Origin of the sequence: Rothia sp. HMSC064F07, assembly GCF_001837265.1 — a bacterium.
GTDB classification, from domain to species: domain Bacteria; phylum Actinomycetota; class Actinomycetes; order Actinomycetales; family Micrococcaceae; genus Rothia; species Rothia mucilaginosa.
In genome coordinates, this window is record NZ_KV831928.1 from 258136 (window position 1) to 277913 (window position 19778).

A 19778-nucleotide genomic window follows, 5' to 3' on the forward strand; every position below is an offset into this window, starting at 1 on the left:
CCCAACCCAAGGGTCAGCACGCGAGCGCGGCTCAACGTCTTCTCGGGAGCGGATGCACCACTCCCCCAGCGTTTCGGCGGGGCCTAGCCCGCGCGCTTCGCCTTCAACTGGTCATTCACAGCGTTAATCACTGCAGAGACCGTCGCATTAAAATCAAGATCCGAGCTGTCCACCAGGGTCACGCCCTCGGCAGCTTCCATAAAGTTATTGACCTTCGAATCCTTCGCATCACGCTCAGCGATCTGCTTGCTCAAGTCACCCGAAGCACCGGACTTCTCCGCGTTCTCCAGGCCGCGGCGCGCCATGCGCACCTCTTCAGAAGCAGTCAGCAGGATGCGCGCATCAGCATCGGGAGCAACCACGGTGGTGATGTCGCGGCCCTCAGCGACCATGCCGTTAATAGCGTGGTTGATCATCCAACGCTGCAGGCCAATCAGGTGCTCACGAACCGCCGGCACCGAAGCCACAGCAGAAACAGCCGAAGAAATGCGCTCGCTACGAATCTCCTCACGGATATCGGTCGAGCCCATCAGAATCTCTTCTTCCTTAATGTTCGTACCGAACACCAGGGGCATCTCCTCGACAGCCTTCGCGATCGCCTCAGCGTCGTTCAGGTCAATGCCAAGTTCCAGCACACGGTAGGTTGCGGCACGGTACATTGCACCGGTGTCCAGGTACGCCAGGCCAAAGTGGCGTGCAACTTCCTTCGACACAGACGACTTACCGGAACCGGAGGGACCGTCAATAGCAATCGTCAGTTTAGGGTTCTCGTGCATCAGCACTCCTTAAAATTCGTCTCAAACTTTATGCCGGAAAATACAGCTTTAACTCTACTTCACAACACGCCAACCGCGAGCCGACAAATCGCGGACCAGCGCCTCATGAATAGACGGATTGACCGAGATTTCAGCCATACCCACCGGGGCACCCGTCGAGTGCTCCAGACGCAAATCCTCAAGGTTCGCGCCCAGCTCACCAATCTCGGCAAGCAAACGAGCCAGTGTGCCGGGGGTGTCGTCCACCAGCACCGTCATCTTTGCGAACGCGGCGGGGGCAGTACCGTGCTTACCCGGAATACGGCTCACGCCCGCGTTGCCTTCGCTCATCAGCTGAGCCAAATCCAGGCGAGCGCCGGATGCCGTCGGGTTCTCCAGCGTCGCGATGAGACGGTTCAGGTCATCACGCACCCCGTAGAGGGTCTGCACAATCGGGTCAGCGTTCGCCGCAAAAATCTGCACCCACAGCGTCGGGTCCGAAGCCGCGATACGCACCGTATCGCGCAAACCCTGACCCGCCAGGGACAACGCATACAGCGGAGTGTCCTGCAGACGCGAAGCCAACAGCGAGCTCATCGCCTGCGGCACATGAGAGATCAGGGCAACCGTCTGATCATGCTCCTCAACGCTCAGAGAAGTCACAATCGCACCCAGCTCCACCGCCACAGAACGCACCAGACGCACACACTCGGGGCGAACCGAATCGTGCTCGCAGATAATCCACGGACGCGCCTGGAACAGCTCACCGCGAGCAGCCACCGGGCCAGACTTCTCACGTCCAGCCATCGGATGCGAACCCACGTAACGGGACGCATCCGCACCCGAGGCAAGCACATCAGCCAGCGGCTGCACCTTCACCGAGGCAACATCCGTCACCACGGCGCCGGGGTAGCCCGCCTCCGGTCGAGGCGCATAGGTGTTCAACGCGCGAGCGCACACGGCACCGGCACTATCCGGAGGCGCAGCCACCACCACCAGCTGCGGGGCGAACGCGGCGCGTTCCTCCTCCGACAGGGTGGAGAAGCTTGTACCGGCACCGATATCCTGCGCCACAGCCTCGGCGGTGGGTGAAATATCTTGGACGTACACGTCCTCGCATCCTGCCGCACGCAACCCCAAACCAATGGAGGCACCCAGCAGACCCGAGCCGATAATGAGTACCGGCCCGGTCAGCGTTGAGTCGATGGGCAGCTCAGATGTGGAAAGCTCAGCGGGCGAGCTCATGACAACTCCTTAGCGTTATTACATGTCGACCGAAGCGAGCAGGTGACCGATCTCGACCTTGGAGAGGTTACGGACGGTACCCTGCTTCTGCGAACCAATACGGATCGGGCCCATTTCAACGCGGACCAGACGCTCGACCGGGTAGCCGACAGCGTCGAAGAGACGGCGCACGATGCGGTTCTTACCGGAGTGGATGGTCACCTCAACGAGCACGTGGCCGGGAGTGGAGTCCACCAGCTTGAACTCGTCAACGCGGGTCACACCGTCTTCCAGGCGGATGCCCTTCTTCATGGCTGCGCCGACGCCGGGCTCCATCGGACCGGGAACCTGCACCAGGTAGGTCTTGGGCACCTCGTAGGAGGGGTGGGTGAGGCGGTTCGCCAGTTCACCGTCGTTGGTCAGCAGCAGCAGACCCTCGGTTTCGACGTCCAGGCGGCCCACGTGGAACACGCGCTCGCTCATGGAGGAACGCAGGAAGTCAGAGATGCAGGGGCGACCTTCGGGGTCTTCCATGGTGGAGACCACGCCGGCGGGCTTGTTGAATGCCATGTAGACGAGCTTGTCGTTGGTCTGAACGGTCATGCCGTCCACCTGCACGGTCACCTTGGAGGGGTCCACACGCACACCCAGCTCGGTCACGACTTCACCGTTAACGGTGACGCGGCCTTCGGTAATCATTTCTTCGCAGACGCGGCGGGATGCCACACCGGCCTGAGCCAGCAGCTTCTGCAGGCGCACGCCGTCGTGGTCGTAGAACTCGTAGTGGTCTACCGGGGCGTTGCGGGGGCGGCGGGGGCGGTGCGGGCCAGCGTAGTTGCTGACGCGGTATTCGCCGCGCTCGTTTGCGAAGGCTTCACCGGAGCGGTAGGGGCGGCCCGGTGCGCGGCGTTCGCGCTTGGGCAGTTCGGTACCGCGGCCTCGACCTGCGCGGCCTGCGCCGAACTTCTTCTCGCCAAACTTCTTGTCACCGAACTTCTTGTCACCGAACTTCTTCTCGCCGAAGCCCTTTGCGCCGCCCTTGCCTGCGCCGCTCTTCGGTGCGCCGGGACGACCGCCGCGTGCGGATGCGCCCTTAGCGCCGGGACGGCCACCGCGGGAGTTCTGGGGGCGGCCGGATGCAGAGCGGCCGCCGCGGGAGGAGTTTCCATATGCCATGGTGTTCTTCTCTTTTCTGTCGTATAGTGCGAACGTTTCAGGCTTTTCCCGAACGTTCCTTCGTCTTATTGATTCGTTGTCGTTGTCTTAGTCGTTGCCTTCGGCAAGCACTGCGGCTTCCGTGTCATCGGGCAGGAAGGGCGCGAGCGCCGGCAGCTCCTCCAGGGAGTTCAACCCGAGCTTTACCAGCAGCAGCTCCGTGGTTTCGTAGAGGGTCGCGCCGCTTCCGGCTTCACGACCGGCCTCACGAATCAGCTGCCGTTGCAGTAGCTGACGGATTGCCGCGTCCGCGTTTACGCCTCGAATGGAGGCTACCCTCGCCCTGGTCACCGGCTGCTGGTAGGCAATCACGGCGAGCGTCTCGTAGGCGGGTTTGCTGAGGGTTGCGCTCTTGGAGCGGGTCACGAAGCGTGCCACCCAGGGGGCGAAGTCGTCGCGGGCGTAGAGCTTCCAGCCTCCTGCGATGTTCCGCAACTGGAATCCGCGCGGTTCGGGCGCCACCCGGTTTTCGTCTTCTCCGTAGCCGCTTTCTTCGCCGTTGTACTCGCGGTACAGCTGGTCGAGCGCGTGCTCAACAGCTCGTTCGCTGACGATGAGCGCGGCGGAGAGTTCACGCACGCTCACGGGTGCTTCGGCAACGGCGAGGATTGCTTCGATGGCGCTTTTGACGCCGCCGGGGATTGCCTCGACCTTGGAGAATTCGGCTTCGGCATCGACCGCCACGCTGGGTGCGGTGGAGGGGCCTCCCGCCGGAATCTTTACCGATTTTGTTGCCGGCTCCTTCGACTCACGGGATACAGTTTCCTGCGATTCCTCATAGCTGTCGGAAATGTCGGAACCATCGGAGTCCTCTACCGGTTCAGTGGCTTCAGCCTCCTCAGCTTCTTCGGTAACCTCGGCATCTTCGGTCACCTCATCCAGAGGAGCTGCCGCTACCTCGTGCTCAGCCGGCTCAGCGTCCGCCTCAGCAGGCTTTGAAATTTCCGCCTCTACCGCCTCTGCCGGCGCCGAGTCTGCCTGTTCCGAATCCTCATCTGCGTTCGGATCCCAGTAGCCCATGTTCACGATGGCAAGGTCATCAGGGGTGAATTCACGGTCAAAGCGTGAGCCGTGATTACTCATAATCCTCCTCTACCGATCCCGTGTTAGCTTCAGATTCGTTCGCAGATTCGTTCACTTGGGGTGATTCTGGTGATTCAGGTGCTTCGCTGGTTTCGTGCGCATCCTGTGTGCCTGCGGTGTCTGCAGTTTCTTCACGGATCACGAACTGTGCCGCGCTCGCGCTCGCACGTACCCGAATAGCTCCGAGCGGTGCGTCCTGTTCCACGTGCAGGGCACCTTCTTTGTAGAGCTCAAGCAGGGCGAGAAAACGAACCACCGCGATTTCTAGTTCGCCGGATCCTTGAACCAGTTCGGCGAAGCTCAGTTCCCGCGCCGCGGTATCGAGCAGGCTGTGCAAAATGTAGTGTTCTTCAGCCGCGATGGTGGTTAGCGGAACGTGCAGGTGCTCGTTGAGTTCTTCAACGATTTCTTCGGGTTCCGGTTCGGGCTCTTTGGGGGTTCGGCTCAGCGCTGCTGCGGCGATGCGGGCGAACTCTTCGGCGCCTCCGGTGAAAACCAGCTCGGGAAGTGCCTGGGCGAATCGTTCTTCGAGGGCTACCGCACGGGGAAAACGCTGCGCTTCTTGCGCCCAGCGTTCAGCAAAAATATCGGCGACTTCGCGGTAGGCGCGGTATTGCAGCAGACGGGCGAAAAGCAGGTCGCGTGCCTCCAGCAGTGCAACGTCTTCTTCGAGGGGTTCACGATGCTGCGGGAGCAGGCGTGCGGTTTTGAGTTCCAGCAGGGTTGCGGCGGTGACCAGAAATTCGCTGGCTTCGTCGAGTGCACGTTCGGTGCCTTCAGCATAGAGGGCGTGCAGGTATGCGAGGAACTCGTCGGTAACCTCTGCAAGCGCCACCTCGGTAATGTCGAGTTTGCGGCGCGAAATCAGGGTCAGTAGAAGATCAAAGGGACCCTCAAAATTACTGAGGGTGAGGGTGAAACCGCGTTCCGGGTTCTGCAGGCCGCGACCCTCAGTCCGGGCATTCGCGGCGGTGTCTGCGTTCGGTGTCGGTACCCTCACGGCAGCGACGTTCGTGGTCATAAACGACCTATTCTCCTTAGGTTTATTCTCCCCGGCTGTGTTGGTGCCGTCTCAGATGCGGCTTTCACTTCGCCTATTTTTCGGCGTAAGCAACGTGCGGGGTCTTTAGAATCCACACAATTATACGCCCTCTGCCGGTGTGACTCAAGGGTGAGAGTCACCTCAGCAGAGGGCGTATAGGTGTGGGGGCTTTAGCGTGCGCCGCCCTTGTAGATCAGTTCGCGCGCCACCTGGCGGTATGCTTCCGCACCGGGGTGGCTGGAGGCGTAGCTGAGAATCGGCTCAGCGGACACCGATGCGTCCGGGAACTTCACGGTGCGCTTGATGACGGTGTCGAAGACCTTGTCGCCGAATGCGTCCACGATGCGTGCCAGAACTTCCTTGGAGTGGATGGTGCGCGCGTCGAACATGGTGGCGAGTACGCCGGAGATTTCGAGGTCGGGGTTCAGGCGGTCCTGAACCTTCTCGATGGAGTCGACCAGCAGTGCGACGGCGCGCAGCGCGAAGAACTCACAAATCAGCGGAATAATGACACCTTCGGAGGCGGTCAGTGCGTTGACGGTCAGCAGGCCCAGGGAGGGCTGGCAGTCGATGAGGATGACGTCGTATTCGTCGCGGACCTTGCGCAGTGCCGAGGCGAGAACCTGCTCGCGAGCCACTTCGTTGACCAGCTGAACTTCAGCTGCGGAGAGGTCAATGTTGGCGGGCAGCAGGTCGATGTTCTCCACACCGGTGGGCAGGATGACGTCCTTAATGTCGACCTTGCGGTCCATCATGACGTTGTAGACGGTCAGGTCCAGTTCGTGCGGGTTCGCACCGAAACCGGCGGAGAGAGCACCCTGCGGGTCGAAGTCGACCAGCAGCACCTTACGGCCGCATTCTGCCAGTGCCGCGCCCAGGTTAATGGTGGAGGTGGTCTTACCCACGCCGCCCTTCTGATTCACCATAGAGATAATGCGGGCGGGACCGTGGCTGCTCAGCGGAGCCGGGTCGGGGTATACGCGCAGGGGTCGACCGGTGGGGCCGAGTTCTTGAGCCTGAGCTTCAGTCAATGGTTCACCTTCATCAATGAATTGGAAGTTTTAAAGTTTAAGCGTTGTCTATAAGGTTACCTCAAGAGCGGCTGTTCCGCGGATTGACGGGGTTTTATCCCCGTTCGTGAGCACGCGGATGCGCCATTCGGTACACCTCCATGAGCCCCTCGGGCGTGACCTTGGTGTACACCTGCGTGGTGGCGATGGAGGCGTGTCCGAGCAGTTCTTGCACCACGCGAATATCGGCGCCGCCCTGCAGCAGGTGCGTTGCGAAGCTGTGGCGCATGGAGTGCGGTGAGAAGTCGGAGCTGAGCCCGGCGGCTTCGGCGGCTTCTTTGAGGATGAGCCAGGCGCCTTGGCGTCCGAGTCTGCCGCCTCGTCCGTTGACGAAGAGCGCGGCGGTGCCTTTACCGTGCGCTACGAGGGAGGGGCGGGCACGCACCAGGTAGTCTTGGATTGCTTTTTGGGCGTAGCTTCCGATGGGTACGAGCCGTTCTTTGTTTCCCTTACCGAAGAGTCGAACGTAGCCGGGCAGAGTGATCTGGTTGCCGTCTTCGTCGGTGAGGGTTCCCTCGAAGTGCACGTCGTCAATATCGGCATTGAGCATTTCGCTCACGCGCGCGCCGGTGGCGTAGAGGAATTCGAGGATGGCTCGGTTGCGTAGCCCGGTGGCGGTTTCGCGGTCGGGTACGGCGAGTAGCCGTTGGATGTCTTCTACGCTGACTGCTTTGGGTAGGCGTTTAACGTTCTTGGGCGGGGTGACCGGTGCCGCCGGGTCGGTGGGCACGATGAGCGCGGAGACCCAGAAGGCGTGTGCTCCGCGGACTGCCGCCATGGTGCGGGCGATGGAGTTCGGTCCCAAGGGCAGGGGCAGGTTCGGTGCCCCTTCAGCGGTTGGCGTTTCTTTTTCTGGTGCCCCGGCTTTCTCCGGCTGTCCGGCACGACCTTTCCCAGCGCGCCCATTTCCAGCGCGCCCGTTTCCTGTCCCTCGCCCCGATTCGGAGGCGATCATCAGCGCCAGCGATTCTGCGGCTTCTTCCTGCGCTTCCTGAGATTCCTGCTCGTTCTGCTTGTTCTTCTCCCCCGCTTCGAATCCGGCAAGGGGCACGGTGGGGGCGGCGAGTTCCCGCATGAAGGAGCGTACCTGCGCGGTGGTGATGCGTTCGGGGTCGATGACGCCGAGGGTCGCCATGTAGGTGCTGTATCGTCGCAAATCGCGCGCGTAGGAGGCAATGGTGTGTTCGCTGCTTCCTCGTTCCACGCGCAGGTGGATGAGGTACTGGTCAATGGCTTTCTGGAGCGGGGTCTGTGCCTCCTGGTGGGAAGCACCCAGGCTAGAAGAATCCAGAGCAGAAGAACCCAGCGCGGAGGAACCGGCAGAAGAGGGCACGCCGAGCAGACCCGCGCCGCGGGATGTCTTGCTCACCGTGCTTTTAGCCTGCTTCACGCTATCTCCTCTGCCGGTTCTGTTGATATTTGGGCCTCTTGACGTTTGGGTTTGCCGTATGCGGGGCTACTCCCCCGCCCTACGTTCGGTTCTTAGTGGTTGCGGAAGTTCTCCGGCTTTTCGCGGCGCTGTCCCATGTAGGGGTGGAACTCCCAGCCGCCCTCGGCGGGGCGCAGACCTTCAAAGTTGTTCTGCGCCGCCGCGTAGGTGGCGAGTACCGCCTGGATAGCGAGCGCGTTATGAACCTTTCCGCCCAGCACCAGCTGTACTGCCTCGGCGAGGGGCACCCAGCGGTAGGTCATTTCTGCTTCTTCGTCGGTGCGTTCGCTACGTTCTTCGGCGGGCAGTTCCGAGAGGTTACGCGCCAGGTAGACGCGGCCTGCTTCGCTGGTTGCGCCGGGGCTGCTGAAGTAGTCGGTCAGTGCGTTCCAGGTGTCTGCCTGCAGGTCTGCCTCTTCGGCAAGTTCGCGCTGCGCGGCGACCAGGGGGTCTTCACCGTCGATGTCGAGCAGTCCTGCGGGTACTTCCCAGAGGTTCATGCGCACCGGGTGGCGGTACTGGTTGAGCATCAGCAGTTCGTTGTTGTCGTTGAGGACCGCCACGGCGACGGCGCCGGGCATTTCCACGACGTCGCGGGTCAGCACGGTGTTTTTGTTGAGTTCGTACTCTTCAACGGCCGTTTCGATCACGTAGCCGCTGTACTTCACGGTGCGGGTGCGGATGGTGCGTTCGGAGGGTGCATCAATAATCTGCTGGTTGTTGCTCATTCTTTCATTGTAGGCGGCTTCTTAGCCCCGCTACGTTTGGCGCGTCAGGTGTGGGCGCGGAGTAGACCACGCTCACGCTTAAACGAAAGCATCCCGCTCTCCCCTGCGCGGGGTGAACGGGATGCTGAACGTTTGTGCCTAGACGTTAGGCGCCGCGGCGCTCCAGAGCAGCCTTAATCAGGCCGGAGAAGAGCGGGTGCGGACGGGTCGGACGCGAGCGGTACTCGGGGTGTGCCTGAGTTGCCACGTAGTAGGGGTGTGCTTCTGCGGGCAGTTCCACGTACTCGACCAGCGAGGAGTCCGGGGAGGTACCGGAGATGCGCAGGCCTGCTTCTTCAAGCTGCTCGCGGTACTCGTTGTTCACCTCGTAGCGGTGGCGGTGACGCTCTGCAACCTCGGTTGCACCGTACGCCTTAGCTACCTGAGAGCCGGGAACCAGGTTTGCCTTGTACAGGCCCAGGCGCATGGTGCCGCCCAGGTCGCCTGCACCTTCGACGAACTGCTTCTGCTCTTCGATGGTTGCGATGACCGGTACGGAGGTTTCCGGATCGAACTCGGTGGAGGATGCTTCGGTCAGACCCAGTACGTTGCGTGCGTACTCGATGACCATGGACTGCAGGCCGAGGCAGATGCCCAGGGTCGGGAGCTTGTGCTCGCGTGCGTACTTGAGGGCGCCGATCTTGCCGTCCAGGCCGCGGATGCCGAAGCCGCCGGGCACGAGGATTGCGTCCATGTTGCGCAGCTGGTGGTCTGCATCTTCGTCGGTTGCGCACAGGTCCGCTGCAACCCACTTGATGTTGACCTTCACGTTGTTTGCGAAGCCGCCGGCGCGCAGAGCCTCGGAGACGGACAGGTATGCATCGGGCAGGTCGATGTACTTACCGACCAGGCCAACGTTGACCTCTGCTGCGGGGCGGTGCACTGCGTCGAGCAGGCGGTCCCACTGGGTGAAGTCCGGTGCGGGAGCCTCAATGCCGAAGTAGTCGAGGATGTAGTCATCGAGCTTCTGGCTGTGCAGGGTCTTGGGGATGTCGTAGATGCTGGGTGCGTCGGCGCAGGAGATGACTGCGTCGCTGTCCACGTCGCATGCGTTACCAATCTTGGTACGGTGCGATACGGGGACCTCACGCTCACATCGCAGGATCAGACCGTCAGGCTGGATGCCCAGGCCGCGCAGTGCTGCCACGGAGTGCTGGGTCGGCTTGGTCTTGAGCTCGCCGGAGGGGCCGATGAAGGGCACCAGGGAGACGTGCAGGAAGAAGACGTTCTTGCGGCCAACATCGCGGCGTACCTGGCGTGCCGCCTCCATGAAGGGCAGGGACTCGATATCGCCGACGGTACCACCGATTTCGGTGATGATGATGTCGGGTGCGTTGTCAATTTCCGCTGCGTGACGCATACGGGCCTTGATTTCGTCGGTAATGTGAGGGATGACCTGGACGGTGTCGCCAAGGTATTCGCCGCGGCGTTCCTTTGCGATGACGGAGGAGTAGACCTGGCCAGTGGTCACGTTAGCGGACTGGTCGAGGTTTTCGTCCAGGAAGCGCTCGTAGTGTCCGATGTCGAGGTCGGTTTCAGCACCGTCGTCGGTGACAAAGACTTCACCGTGCTGGAAGGGGTTCATCGTACCGGGGTCGACGTTCAGGTAGGGGTCGAACTTCTGCATGGTCACAGAGAGGCCACGTGCGCGAAGAAGCTGACCGAGGGAAGAGGCCGACAGGCCCTTACCGAGAGAAGATGCAACGCCGCCGGTCACGAAAATCTGGCGGGTTACCTTGTCGTTAGAGGACGCGTTCAGAGCGTTATTTTTTTCATTCACCACGGAATTTAAGCCTACCATTTTCTTGTCTGCTATCCAAGCAGAGGGTTTTGCCGCGAGAGGATTCTCTCAGGCGGCTTTCCCTCCCCTATTTGTCCTTATCACCACTGTAAACGGAGCTGGGGATTTATTATTCCCGCCGCGCCGTGTAGAAGCAGGTGTAGGAGCATTCACAGAGTATCTCACATCCTCTGAGCTCCATGCGCCGCTATTGGTCACCGGCGCGGGCTGCACCGACAACTTTCCGAGGCAGGCTCGCGCACTTCAGCTCTTTTGATGGTCTTTAGTGCGAAAGATGCCACCTTTCGGCGCTTTTGCCAGCACTTTCCTCATGCTTTTCCCTGCCGGTTTGCCGTCAGTTTCAGCGTCCCTGCGGCACTTCTCGACCGGCGGCCAGCAGCTCTCGGGCGTGCTCTCGCGCTGATTCTGATTGATCGTGCCCGGAGAGCATTCGCGCCAGTTCCACCACGCGCTCCTCTTCGGAAAGCACCTTGACCTTTGAGAGGGACGCGTCATCGTTTTTCAGCACGAGGATGTGCTGGTCCGCGAAGGCTGCGACCTGCGGCAGGTGGGTGACCACCAGAACCTGCACGTGTCGGGCGAGCATGGCGAGGCGGCGACCGATTTCGATAGCGGCCTTACCGCCCACGCCGGAGTCCACCTCGTCAAAGATGAAGGTGGGTACGGGGTCCACTTCAGCAAGCACTACTTCCAGGGCGAGCATCACTCGGGAGAGCTCGCCGCCGGAGGCGCCCTTACCGAGCGGGCGCGGCACGGCGGTTCGGTGGGGCGCCAGCATGAAGGTCACGATGTCTCGACCGTGTACCGAGAACTTTTCGGCTTCGGCAACTTCCACGACCAGGGAGGCATTCGGCATGGCAAGAGCAGTGAGCTCTTCGCTGACGGCGTCCGCCAGTTTCTGCGCGGCGGCACGGCGCAGGGCGGTCAGCTCTTCTGCCTGGGCGCCAAGCACCTTGCGTAGCTGTACCAGCTCGGTTTCCAGGGTTTCCTGTCGCTGCGGGTCATCCACCAGGGTCTCGAGGCGTGCGCGGGATTCTTCGGCCCATTCGAGGACCTCGGCAATATCGGCACCGTACTTGCGGGTGAGGGTCGCCAGCTGGGCGCGGCGAGTCTGCACCTGCGCCAGACGTTCGGGGCCTTCAACATCCAGGGATGCCATGTAGGAGGACAGCTCCGAGGAGATATCGGTGGCAAGAATCAACAGTTCGTTGACGCGCGCGGCGAGGGAGGCAAGTTCTTCGTCAGCGTCTGCCTGCGCCTGTAGCGCGGAGCGGCTTGCATCGAGCAGACTCATGACGCTCTGCTCGTCGCCGGTGGAGTATTCGCTACCGCTGAGCGCTGCGGAGGCGGTTGCCGACGCAATGCGTAGCGCTTCAACGTTCATGAGCTTCACCATTTCGGCTTTGAGCTCTTCTTCTTCCCCGGCCTGCGGGTTGACGGCGCTGATTTCTTCGAGGGCACCCTGCAGGGTCTGCGCTTCGAGGGCTCGTGCGCGCGAGTTTTCGCGTACTTCCTTCAGCTCTGCGGCAGCGGCGCGGTATCGCTCGTAGTTTTCGCGGTACTTCTCCAGCAGGTTGGAGAGCTCTTCACCGGCGTACAGGTCGAGGGACTGGCGCTGCTCTGCCGCTGATTTGAGGCGCAACTGATCGGACTGGCCGTGGACTGCAACAAGAGTCTGACCAATCTGAGACAGGGTTCCGATGGGTGCGGAGCAACCGCCGACGTGGGCGCGGGAGCGCCCCGAGGCGTTGACGGTGCGTGCCAGAAGTAGCTCGGAGGTCTGTTCGTCGATGTCTTCGGCGGTGCCGCCGGCTTCTTCGGCAAGCTCGAGGGCTCGGTGCCCGTGGGGCAGGCGAATCACTGCTTCGGCAAGGGCACTCTTGGCGCCGTTGCGCACGCCGGATGCGTCGGATCGGGCACCCAGGAGCATGCCGAGGGCGGTTACGACCATGGTTTTACCTGCGCCGGTTTCGCCGGTCAGCACGGAGAATCCGGGTTCGAGGGGGAGCCTCGCATCGGTGATGATGCCGAGGTCTCGAATATGGATTTCCTCAATCACGAACGTTCATTCCTTTTCTTTAGTGCTTCTCGGTGTCCTGCGGGCCACGCCAGCCACGGATCGGAAGCTCAAATTTACGCACCAATCGTTCAGAGAAGGGAGCCGGGTGAATACGGGCGAGTAGCACCGACTTTTCGGAGCGTCGCACCTCAATACGGGAGCCGGGGTCCAACTCCACGGTTCGGCGGCCATCGCACCAGAGCACGCCGGAGGCGCCGTTTCCGGGCATCATTTCTACCGCCAGGGTGGAGGTCGGCGCTGCTACCAGCGGGCGCGCGAAGAGCGCGTGAGCCGAGAGCGGCACCATGAGAATTGCTTCAACTTCGGGCCAGACGACCGGGCCGCCACCGGAGAAAGCGTAGGCGGTCGAGCCGGTGGGGGTTCCCATGACCACACCGTCGCAACCGAAGCTGCTGAGCGGGCGGCAGTCCACCTCGATAATGACTTCAATCATTTTTTCGCGGTTGCCCTTTTCGACGCTGGCTTCATTCAGCGCCCAGTCGCTGTGCACTCGCTTGCCGTCGTTCCAGACTTCCACATCGATTGCCATGCGTTCTTCAACGGTGTATTCATTGTTGACGATGCAGCGAACGGTTTCGGTCAGGTCGCTCTCTTCGGATTCGGCGAGGAAGCCAACGTGTCCCAGGTTCACGCCGATGAGCGGAACGCTGGTTCGGCGTACCATTTCTGCGGCACGAAGAATCGAACCGTCACCACCGAGCACCACGCCGAGTTCAATATCAATGAGCGCTACAGATTCGTGGACGACCTGCACGGGGACGGGCTCGTCCCAGTTTTCGCTCAGGGTCTCCAGATCGGAGCGAGTCATGACGGGTGCGAGTCCCGCTTCGTAGAGCTGGGTGCATGCCTGTCGGGCGGCATCTCGTGCTTCTTTGCGCCCCACGTGGGCGAAGACGAGAATCTTACGGTGACGTTGTTCCACCGAGTCTTCGGAACCATGACGCGCACCTGCGGTAGCTACCTGCGCGGTTGCTTCCTGCGGTGCGTGGCTTTCGTGTTCTGCCATAACGACTCTCTCCCATCGAGTGTTGAGATCGGGATGTTGAGATGGTGTATCTACACCTATCATACCGAATATGTTCTCGAAGATTTTCTAAAGAGCTATATTTTTAGAAAATTATTTCGAATAGCGTACGGCTGGGGTATCTCTAAAATACCTGTAAAAATACCTGCGAATAGCGCGGCAGCCTGAGAAAGCCCCGCCCTCAACGCGTCCTGCGTTACCGAGCGGTTTCTCTCAGACTGCCTTAGCACTATTTATTTTCGGCACTATATTTACTTTCGACACCGTTGAATAGGGAGTTGTAAAAAAGTTCCCTTAGCCTGCACAGCAAGATAATTTCGAAACATCTTTGTCAAAAGTTAGGACAGCCAGCTTCAATCCTTCTGCCATTGTTAGATATGGACACATCGTTTCTCTCAGATCTCCAACAGTTAAACCGAATTTCACAGCTAATGTTGCTGCATAAATTACGTCTCCTGCGTTTTCTGCCACTACATGCGCCCCTAACACTTTCAATGTTTTCGCGTCTGCCACTAATTTGAAAACACCTGTTGTTTCCCGATTAACGAGCGCTCTTGGAACAGCATCCAACGGCAATACCGATGTTTTCACTTCATATCCTTTTTCTTTTGCCTGTTGCTCCGTTAAACCAACCGTTGCAATCGATGGAGAAGTAAACGTAACGCCTGGAACCACTTCTAAATTGACCTTTTGATTTAGTCCTCCGATTGCATTACGAGCAGCAAGTCCACCTTCATAAGCAGCTACATAAACAAATTGGGGACCGAGAGTGACATCTCCAGCTGAATAAATTCGGGAATTGGTCGTTTTAAGATAATCATCAATGACAATTTCACCACGGGAACCAACTTCAACGCCTGCTGCATGTAAGTTTAATGATTCTGTATTTGGTTTTCTTCCAGTGGCAATTAGCAATTGTTCTGCTTCAATAATTCGCTTTTTACCATTTATCTCAACATGAACTTTTTTAATGTCTCCATCTTGCTCAACTCGTTCATAGGTTGCACCTGTTACTAAATTAATTCCCTGTTCTGTTAAGGCCTTAGTAATGGCTTCTGAAATTTCAGGATCGTATTCTTTTAATAGACGCTCGCTTCTTTGAATCAAAGTGACTTCTGACCCGAGGTTATGAAATAGTTGTCCTAATTCCATGCCGATATATCCTGAACCAATTACGGTAAGACGATTTGGAACCTTCTTTAATTCCAATAAGCTAGTGCTTGTTAAATAATCTACTTCATCTAATCCGGGAATATTAGGTGCAGTTGAAGAAGCACCTGTAGCTATTAAAAATCTTTTGGCTGTGATTTGATTGCCATTTACTTCAACTGTATTTTCATTTACGAATTTTGCTTCACCTTTTATTAATTCAAAACCATAATCATCAATTAAATTCACATATTTTTCATTTCGCATCTCGGTTACTAAATCATTCTTTTGTTTTACTAATGGCGCTAAATCAACATTTGAAGCCGAAGTGTGTAATCCTACAAATGGATTATTTTTTGCTAGATGATTGATTTCCCCTGCTCTTAATAAGGTCTTAGAAGGAACGCATCCGACATTAACGCAAGTTCCACCCACCGTTCCACGCTCAATCATAGCCACTTTTGCGTTCAAAGTAACGGCTTCAATGGCAGATGAAAAGGCAGCTCCACCAGAACCGATGATGATGTAATCATAATCATAGTTACCTTCATCATTTAAACTTACATCTGTCCTTTTTTCCGATTGCACTTGTATTTCTTCTGCTTCGCCCGGGTGATAATTTGCGTCAGCAATCGCCTTTATTGCACTTTCAACCTCAATATCATCGGACAGTTCAAATACTGCTTCACCACGACGATAACTAGACTCAATATTTTTAGCACCTATCTTTTCAAGTGCTGATTCTACGTGTTTTTCACAACCCGTACAAGTCATTCCTGAAATGTTTACCTTAAATTTATTCATAAAAAAGCTCCTTTCGTTTGTTAATTTTTCTATTATAACATAGTTTCAATTCGTTTCAAATCATCTATTTGTTTTCGCACTTCCTTTTGTTTTTTAGAAACAAATTCGAATATATCTTGACAACGAACTTCATCTTTATCTACAACACCAAGTAATTTATAAATCTCGCTTAAAGAGAAACCAAGTTCCTGTATTCGTTTAATAAACCCAACACGCTTAACGTCATCATATGAATATATCCGATAACCAGCTTCCGTTCGGTGAGGTTCTTGTAATAAATTTTTTCGCTCGTAATATCTGATCGTTTCTTTATTAACTCCACATTTATCTGCAAACTCACTAATGCGATAAATCATCTTATTTCACCCCCCTGAATATTATAAACCATGTACCATAGTACACGGTCAAGTAAATTGGACTATTTTATTTTTTCCCAAAGTATCACTCGTATGTGATTGATACTTTTATATAATACTATTGATTATCCTAACATCCCACCAGAAAATCCGATTTAAACACCAGTTGTTTTTAAACTATTAAGAAAGTAATTCCACTATATATTCCGAAGACCCTTTATTTTTTGCACCATAGGAAGTACTCTACGTTGCCGTCCTGTCCGGGGAGCGGGCTGGGTTCCATACCCATCACACGCAACCCGTGGCTCACCGCAGATGCCTGAACTTTTTCCACTGCTTCACGGCGGGCAGATTCTTCGTGCACCACTCCCCCGCGTCCAATGCGGTGCTTGCCGACCTCGAACTGCGGTTTGACCATGAGCACCAGGTCGCCGCCGGTTTCGGTGGCGTTCGCTAGCGCCTCCATAACCAGGGTCAGTGAGATGAACGAGAGGTCAGAAACCGTCAGTTCGACCTGCCCACCAATGTCTTCGGGCTTCATGTAGCGAACGTTGAGTCCTTCGTACACGCCAACTCGCGGTTCTTCGCGTAGCGTGTCCACGAGCTGCCCGTGTCCTACGTCAACGGCGGCTACGTGGGCTGCTCCTCGGCGAAGCAGCACGTCGGTAAAGCCTCCGGTGGATGCTCCCGCATCCAGGCAACGCTTGCCTTCTACCTCGATATCGGGGAACGCGTCGAGGGCACCTGCGAGTTTGTGGCCTGCGCGGCTGACGTATTCGGTCAGCTCGCTCTGGCGCACGTAGAGGGTGTCCTCCGGGCCCACAAGCATGGACGCTTTGCGCGCAACCTTGCCGTTGACTTGCACGTCTCCTGCCGCGATGAGTTTTGCGGCGAGGGTTCGGGAGCTCACGAATCCGGCTTCGACCAGGTATTTATCGAGGCGCACGGTGTCCTTGTCTTCTTTCTGTCGTCGTCTGGTGACGGGTTATCTAGTGCTCCTCAGAGCATTGCTGTTCTGAGGGATCACTGCTGCGAACTAGGAGAGGTTTTCGAGGTCCTTCTCCAGTTGCTCGCTCATCGTTTCGAGGCGCTTGACACGCTCTACGGGGTCCATGGCGAGGGTCGCCGCGAGTTGGCGCTCGAATTCTGCATCAAGCTCAGCGGTTTCCTCTGCCGTGCTATTAGTCTCCGGTTCTTTAGGCACCGGGGATCCCCTGGATGTTGGGGCGTGCGCCCTGTTCGGGGTTTGCTGCCCACCATGCTGCGCAGGCTACGCGCCATGCTTCGGCTTCGCTCTCGCTGCCCGCGAATGCTTCGGTGTCTTCAATCTCGGGGCCGGTCAGGCTCAGGTTTTCACCGCGAACTCGTGCCTGCCAGGTGGGGCCGGTTGCGATGACTTCGTACCCTTCGTAGAGCACCTCAATTTCGGGGTAGGGCGCGAAGAAGTCCTCGAGGGTGCGCAGAATATAGGTCGGACGCTGGTTCGGCACGGCCTCGATGACGTCCTGGTAGGTCTGTACGCCGGTGAGGACGAGGGCGCCGTCCATCTTTGCATTGTTTGCACCGAGAATGTCGGTGTCCAGGCGGTCACCCACGATGACGGGGCGGCTGGAGTTCACAGCCTGCGCTGCGGTGTGGAAGATGGGCGCTTCGGGCTTGCCCGCGACAAGCGGGGTGCGGCGGGTTGCGCTTGCCACGGCTGCTACGAGGGTGCCGTTACCGGGTGCCTGGCCTCGTTCCTTGGGGATGCTCTGGTCGGTGTTGGTTGCGATCCACAGCACATCGGGATTTGCGAGGGTGTAGGCGGCTTCTGCGAGGTCTTCCCAACCCATCTTCGGGTTGAAGCCCTGGATGAGGGCTACGGGGCCTTCTGCTTCGGTACGTACGGGTTCCAGACCTGCGTCACGCACGCAGTCGGCGAGTGCTTCGGTGCCGGTGATGAGTACTTTGGAGCCTGCGGGTACGTGCTGTGCGAGCAGTGCTGCGCCTGCCTGTGCGGAGCTGACGACTCGTTCTGCTCGGGTGTGCACGCCCAGTTCACGCAGGTGCTCTGCTACGGATTCTACGGAACGCGATGCGTTGTTGGTGACGAAGATGACCGGTACGTTGAGTTCTTCTTCAGCACGGTTGAGCGCTTCGGGTGCGCCTTCGATGGCGAAGGGACCCGCGTAGACCACGCCGTCCAGATCGGAGAGGAGGGCATCGTAGCGGGATAGGAGTGCATTCGTGGTCATAGAGTGTTCCTCTCGGGGTCTCTGGCGGTTGTCGCTATTAATCGTACCTGTTAGACACTCTAGCGTTGGTGCCTTCGGGTGATTATATGGAAAACCGCTGGACGCTCTCCCCTGCTTGGGTGTGGCGTCCAGCGGTTTCACGCTGACACTTAGGTCACGTATTTAGAATTCTTAGATTCTCTGCAGTCTTATTCTGCGGAGGTTTCTTCTGCTTCTTCAGTCTTGGGCGCTTCGGTCTTCTCGTCCTCAGCTACTTCCTCTTCTGCGGTTTCTTCAGCTTCTTCTGCGGTCTCAGTGAGTTCTACAGACTTCTCTTCCTGCTCGAAGAGGCCAGCTTCACCGAACATGTCGAAGATTTCGGGTTCTGCGAAATTGCCCTGGCCCAGTGCTGCTTCTGCCATGAATGCGAGGCGTGCCCAGCGTTCTGCTTCCTGGTTACGGCCTGCGTTAGCCAGCGCGTCGGAGTATGCGCTGAACAGGCGGGGGCTGTACTCGAAGGCGCGCTTGGGGTTCAGCTGAGGAATCTGCAGTGCTACGACAGCCTCAGACTTCTTGCCCTGATCGCTAAGGATGCCGGATTCAACGATGGCGAGCTCCACGCGCACGTTGGCGGGCAGTTCTTCCTTCTTGAACTCTGCAATCATTTCCATTGCCTTGGGCAGACGGCCGAGCGCACGTTCGCAGTCCACCAGCAGTGCCAGGTGGTCTACGGAGCCGCTGATACGGCGGTGGGTGCGCAGTTCGCGCAGTGCCAGTTCGAAGTCTTCTGCCACGTATGCGGCGACGCCAACGGCTTCACGTACTGCGGCAATACGGCCTGCACTGCGGGATGCGGCAACGGCGTGTTCCAGCGCGAATTCGGGGTCGATGTCGAGGTAGCGACCAGCCATGGCGAGGTGCTTTGCGACGGTTTCTGCGTTGCGCGGTTCCAGGGCGCGCAGCTGACGGAAGGTAGCACCGTCCAGCTCGCGACCGGTGATGTCGTCGTCGATTTCCGGCGCCTTGGGCTTTGCGGGGCGGTAGCCTGCACGGCCACCGATACTGCGTACTTCTTCGCGAGGTGCTTCTGCCTCGGGACCGTTGGAGCGAGGTGCCTTGGATCGGGAGTCGGAGCGACGGCCGTCGAACTTCTTGCCTCCGCGGTCGTTACGCTTGAAACCGCCCTTGCCGCCAAAGTTCTTGCCGCCCTTCTTGGAGCGGAAGTCCTTTCCTCCGCTGTTCTTGCGGTGCTGGCGGGGGCCGGAGCCGTTAGACTCGTGACGGGGGGTCTCAGACATGAATCTCCTTGGGAGGTATCCGCTCTTGGGCGGGTAGGGTATGCAGTCGATTCGGTCGAACCGCTGCCTGAGGCATCAACTCTATGAGGGGTGCTTTAGATACACCCGCTAATGCCTAAACATAAGCCATACCATTCTAGTATAGAGAGCACCTTCCGTGCACCCGTACTGATGGGATGTTAAAGACAAATGGGGAGGCCCTAGGGCCTCCCCAAACAAAAATAGCCCCGGCGAAGCCGGGGCTATTGAATAATAAAGCGGCAATAACCTACTCTCCCACACCCACAAAAGTGCAGTACCATCGGCGCGAAGAGTCTTAGCTTCTGGGTTCGGAATGGAACCAGGCGTTTCCCTCTTGCTATAATCACCGCAAACCTACGGGATTGTTATCCAAAAACCATACAGTGAACGCAAACACACAAACTCTCTTGAAAATTAAGCCTTCGGCCTATTAGTACCAGTCAACTC

At 58.0% G+C, this 19778-nt stretch carries 16 protein-coding genes, 1 rRNA gene and 1 pseudogene; all 18 read right to left on the minus strand.

Features of this window, described 5'->3' with window-relative positions; translation table 11 throughout:
* Positions 1-83: 83 nt before the first annotated feature.
* Positions 84-776, minus strand: a complete 693-nt coding sequence (gene cmk / locus HMPREF2712_RS08800; RefSeq protein WP_005507701.1) for a (d)CMP kinase — start codon at positions 774-776, stop codon at positions 84-86.
* A gap of 54 nt (positions 777-830) precedes the next feature.
* Positions 831-2000 carry a prephenate dehydrogenase gene (locus HMPREF2712_RS08805; RefSeq protein ID WP_070819783.1) on the minus strand — a complete coding sequence of 390 codons (1170 nt, stop codon included), beginning with the start codon at positions 1998-2000 and terminating at the stop codon, positions 831-833.
* 18 nt (positions 2001-2018) lie between these two features.
* Positions 2019-3155 (minus strand): pseudouridine synthase, encoded by a 1137-nt coding sequence (locus HMPREF2712_RS08810; RefSeq protein WP_070819784.1) that lies wholly within the window; start codon positions 3153-3155, stop codon positions 2019-2021.
* Positions 3156-3242: 87 nt separating this feature from the next.
* A complete protein-coding gene (gene scpB / locus HMPREF2712_RS08815; RefSeq protein WP_070819785.1) occupies positions 3243-4277 on the minus strand; it encodes an SMC-Scp complex subunit ScpB in 1035 nt (344 codons plus the stop codon).
* Complete coding sequence (locus tag HMPREF2712_RS08820) at positions 4270-5298, minus strand: segregation and condensation protein A (protein ID WP_070819786.1); 1029 nt, start codon at positions 5296-5298, stop codon at positions 4270-4272. The genes scpB and HMPREF2712_RS08820 overlap by 8 nt, the downstream gene beginning before the upstream one ends.
* A gap of 191 nt (positions 5299-5489) precedes the next feature.
* The gene (locus HMPREF2712_RS08825) at positions 5490-6350 is read right to left on the minus strand and encodes a ParA family protein (RefSeq protein ID WP_005506637.1); all 861 of its coding nucleotides are present in this window, start codon (positions 6348-6350) and stop codon (positions 5490-5492) included.
* A gap of 94 nt (positions 6351-6444) precedes the next feature.
* Positions 6445-7779 (minus strand): tyrosine recombinase, encoded by a 1335-nt coding sequence (locus HMPREF2712_RS08830; protein ID WP_070819787.1) that lies wholly within the window; start codon positions 7777-7779, stop codon positions 6445-6447.
* A 92-nt stretch (positions 7780-7871) separates the two neighbouring features.
* On the minus strand, positions 7872-8546 hold the full coding sequence (locus tag HMPREF2712_RS08835) for an NUDIX domain-containing protein (RefSeq protein ID WP_070819788.1): 675 nt from the start codon (positions 8544-8546) through the stop codon (positions 7872-7874).
* 145 nt (positions 8547-8691) lie between these two features.
* Complete coding sequence (locus tag HMPREF2712_RS08840; protein ID WP_070600477.1) at positions 8692-10386, minus strand: CTP synthase; 1695 nt, start codon at positions 10384-10386, stop codon at positions 8692-8694.
* Positions 10387-10726: 340 nt separating this feature from the next.
* Entirely contained in the window at positions 10727-12445 is a 1719-nt protein-coding gene (recN, locus tag HMPREF2712_RS08845) for a DNA repair protein RecN (protein WP_070819789.1), read from the minus strand.
* Between the two features lie 19 nt (positions 12446-12464).
* Entirely contained in the window at positions 12465-13472 is a 1008-nt protein-coding gene (locus tag HMPREF2712_RS08850) for an NAD kinase (protein WP_141752166.1), read from the minus strand.
* Between the two features lie 312 nt (positions 13473-13784).
* The gene (merA, locus tag HMPREF2712_RS08975) at positions 13785-15443 is read right to left on the minus strand and encodes a mercury(II) reductase (protein WP_083309159.1); all 1659 of its coding nucleotides are present in this window, start codon (positions 15441-15443) and stop codon (positions 13785-13787) included.
* 35 nt (positions 15444-15478) lie between these two features.
* Positions 15479-15799 (minus strand): annotated as a pseudogene (gene merR / locus HMPREF2712_RS08980) (Hg(II)-responsive transcriptional regulator); the annotation flags it as partial.
* Positions 15800-16016: 217 nt separating this feature from the next.
* A complete protein-coding gene (locus HMPREF2712_RS08855) occupies positions 16017-16745 on the minus strand; it encodes a TlyA family RNA methyltransferase (RefSeq protein WP_070616645.1) in 729 nt (242 codons plus the stop codon).
* A gap of 90 nt (positions 16746-16835) precedes the next feature.
* Positions 16836-17003 (minus strand): hypothetical protein, encoded by a 168-nt coding sequence (locus tag HMPREF2712_RS08860; protein ID WP_005506658.1) that lies wholly within the window; start codon positions 17001-17003, stop codon positions 16836-16838.
* Positions 16996-18033 carry an HAD-IIA family hydrolase gene (locus HMPREF2712_RS08865; protein WP_070819790.1) on the minus strand — a complete coding sequence of 346 codons (1038 nt, stop codon included), beginning with the start codon at positions 18031-18033 and terminating at the stop codon, positions 16996-16998. The genes HMPREF2712_RS08860 and HMPREF2712_RS08865 overlap by 8 nt, the downstream gene beginning before the upstream one ends.
* A 188-nt stretch (positions 18034-18221) precedes the next feature.
* On the minus strand, positions 18222-19310 hold the full coding sequence (locus HMPREF2712_RS08870; RefSeq protein WP_070819791.1) for a tetratricopeptide repeat protein: 1089 nt from the start codon (positions 19308-19310) through the stop codon (positions 18222-18224).
* A gap of 255 nt (positions 19311-19565) precedes the next feature.
* Positions 19566-19682: ribosomal RNA gene (gene rrf, locus HMPREF2712_RS08875) — 5S ribosomal RNA — on the minus strand.
* Positions 19683-19778: the final 96 nt, after the last annotated feature.